This is a genomic window from Nonomuraea sp. NPDC049784, from assembly GCF_040659615.1.
In the GTDB taxonomy this organism is placed as follows: domain Bacteria; phylum Actinomycetota; class Actinomycetes; order Streptosporangiales; family Streptosporangiaceae; genus Nonomuraea.
Genome location: NZ_JBFAMX010000943.1, coordinates 1 through 2,857, shown reverse-complemented (window position 1 = coordinate 2,857; position 2,857 = coordinate 1). Strand labels below are relative to the sequence as shown.

At 74.5% G+C, this 2,857-nt stretch carries 3 protein-coding genes; all 3 read left to right on the top strand.

From position 1 onward, the window contains the following. A partial coding sequence (locus AB0J09_RS61430; protein ID WP_360713301.1) for a M24 family metallopeptidase occupies positions 1 to 311 on the top strand: 311 nt, incomplete at its 5' end. A 166-nt stretch (positions 312 to 477) separates the two neighbouring features. Next, complete coding sequence (locus AB0J09_RS61425; RefSeq protein WP_360713299.1) at positions 478 to 1,263, top strand: protein phosphatase 2C domain-containing protein; 786 nt, start codon at positions 478 to 480, stop codon at positions 1,261 to 1,263. A 200-nt stretch (positions 1,264 to 1,463) separates the two neighbouring features. Next, positions 1,464 to 2,857 (top strand): AAA family ATPase (locus AB0J09_RS61420; RefSeq protein WP_360713297.1); only part of this gene is annotated, 1,394 nt, incomplete at its 3' end.

The following is a 2,857-nucleotide window of genomic DNA, read 5'->3' as shown; positions in this document are numbered from 1 at the left end:
CCTGCGCGGCGGCGCGGCCTGGGGTGTCGTGCGAGTCGATCGACGCGGCCGCCCGCGACATCATCGCTGAGGCGGGGTACGGCGACTACTTCATCCACCGGACCGGGCACGGGATCGGCATCGAGACGCATGAGGAGCCGTACATCGTCTCGGGCAACGGGGCGCCGATGGAGCCGGGCTTCGCGTTCTCGGTGGAGCCGGGGATCTACCTGCCTGGCCGGCACGGGGCCCGAATCGAGGACATCGTGGTGTGCACGGACGCAGGCGCGGAGCGCCTCAACAACACACCCCGTGACCTCGTCATCGTGTAGGTGACCCAAGGTCGGCCCACCCCTTGATCGACGAGGTGGTGGGCCGACTGACGCCCGGCCTGGACCTGGGTGCCTTTCGTGACATTCCCTGCACCGGCGGAGTCGTGAACGGCCCGGAGGTGGGCTGCCAGGCGGCGTGAGGCGTTGGTGTGGCACAGTCGCTGTCATGTTCGCGGAGGTCACGTACGCCAGCAGGCCCGGGTCAGAGCGCCCCAACGAGGACCTGGTGATCGCCGGTCCGTCGTGGATCGTCGTGCTCGACGGGGCCACAGCGGCGGCCGGGGTGGACAGCGGGTGCGTGCACGATGTGCCGTGGTTGGTGGCGCGGCTCGGGAGCGCGCTGGCGGCGGGGCTGGTGGCCGACCGGCCGGAAACGTCGCTGACCGGCATGTTGGAGGCGGCCATCGAGACGACGATGGCGGCGCACTCCGGCACCTGCGACCTCGACAACCCCGACTCGCCGTCCGCGACGGTGGCCATGGTGCGCGACGTCCGGGGACGTGTGGAGTACCTCGTGCTCGGCGACTCGCCGGTCGTCTTCAAGCCGGCGGGCGGCGGGGTCAAGGTGGTGAGTGACGACCGGTTGGAGGGGCTGCCGGGCGGGCGGCCGTACACGGTGGAGCTGGTGCGGCGGATGCGCAACGCGCCCGGCGGGTTCTGGGTGGCGGGCAGTCGCCCCGAGGCGGCCCGGCAAGGGATGTGCGGTGCCGTGGCGGACGTGCGCGGAGTGGGGGTGCTCACCGACGGGGTGGCGCGGCTCGTCGAGTGGTACGGGTGGAGCTGGGGGGACCTCGTGACGGCGCTGGAGGGGGAGGGACCGGAGGCGGTGATCCGGGCGGTACGGGAGCTGGAGAGAACCCGGGGACCGGTACGGGGCAAGCGGCATGACGACGCCACCGTCGCCTGGGGTCGGGTCGGCCAGGACCAGGGATATCACGGAGGGACATCCTGACGTGACAGCGGGTGCGCGACGGCTACGGTCGCGGGACTCAGCTTCCTCGCGCCCGCCATCACGGTGGGCGATTTCACCCGGCTCGTGCTGCCCGAGTCGGGACCCGACGAGGGGTACCCCTTCGCGCAGCGGTTGCGCTGAGGTGTATCAGGCGCCGCCGCCCACACTCTGGGATGGCGAGGGCGGCGGAGGGAGTGCTCATGTTCGTCGGCAGGACGGCGGAGCTGGCCCTGCTGCGCGCGGAGCTGCGTGCGGCGGGCGAGTGGCCCGCCAGGAGGGTGGTGGTCGAGGGACCGGAGGGGATCGGCAAGACGGCGCTCATCCACCACGCGCTCGGCGGGGACACGGGCGCGCGGGTGCTGGCCGTCAGCGGCGAGGAGAGCGAACGGCAGCTCAGGCTCGGCGTCCTGCGCCAGCTCACGGACGAGGCAGCCCTACTGGGTCCGCAGGCGGGGCTGGAGCTCGAGGCGGCCGGCCGCGAGCTGGCGGTGGCGGGGGAGGATCCGTGCGTCGCCGGGCAGGTGGTCTGCGACGTCATCGACGCACTCCAGGCGCGGGGGCCGCTGGTGGTGCTGGTCGACGACGCGCAGTGGGCGGACGGCGCCTCGCTGCGGGCCCTCGGTTACGTGTTGCGGCGGGTACGGGCCGGGCGCGTGCTCGCGCTCGTCGCCTGCCGCGACCTGGCCGACCCGTGGTTGCCCGAAGGGCTGCGGCGGCTCCTGACCGGCGACGAGACGCTCCGCATCAGGCTGTACGGGCTGAGCGCCGCCGACCTCGCCGAGCTGGCCCCCCACCTGCCCGAACCCGCCTGCGCCCGGACTCCGAGCGAGCCGGGTACCGCTTTTGACGCGATGCGGGTCGCACACGGCAACGCCTTCGAGGCGACGCCGGGGACCGCCGGGACCCGGGGCCTCACCGAGCCGGGGGCCGTGCGGTTGCGCGACCACACCCTGGGCAACCCGCTGCACGCCCGGGCCGTGCTGGCCGCCGTCCCCGTCCAGGTCCTGGCCGACTGCGGGGTTCGGCTGCCCGCACCCGCCACGTACGTGCGCCCCTTCGCCCGCCGCCTGCACGCCTGCACCCCCGCCGCCGGCCGGCTCGTCGCCGCGTGCGCCGTGCTCGGCGGGAACTGCCCGCTGCACGTGGCGGCCGCCGTCGCAGGCAGGCTCGACGAGCCGCTGGACGCCCTGGAAGAGGCCGTGAACGCCGGGCTGCTGCGAGAGCTCCCCGGCCGCCTGGTCGGCTTCCCCGAGCCGCTGGCCCGGGCGGCCGCCTACGACGGGCTCGGCGCGGGCGTCAGAGCGCGGCTGCACCTGGCCGCCTCCCGCGTGGTCGACGACACCGGTACGGCCCTGCGCCACCGGGCGGCGGCGGCCGGCGGGCCCGACGAGGTGCTGGCCGAGGAGCTGGCCAGTTTCGCCGCCAAGGCCGCACAACACGGGCAGTGGCACGAGGCCGCCGCCCACCTCGACCTGGCCGCCGGGCTCACAGAGTCGGCCGCACGCCGAGACGAGCTACGCACGGCCGCGCTGGAACACGTCCTCATCGGGGGCGATGTGCTCCGCGCCGCCGAGCTCGCCGCCGCGCGCAACGC

Coding starts and splice junctions, on each gene's coding strand:
- AB0J09_RS61425 (WP_360713299.1), top strand. CDS start 478: ATGTTCGCGGAGGTCACGTACGCCAGCAGGCCCGGGTCAGAGCGCCCC.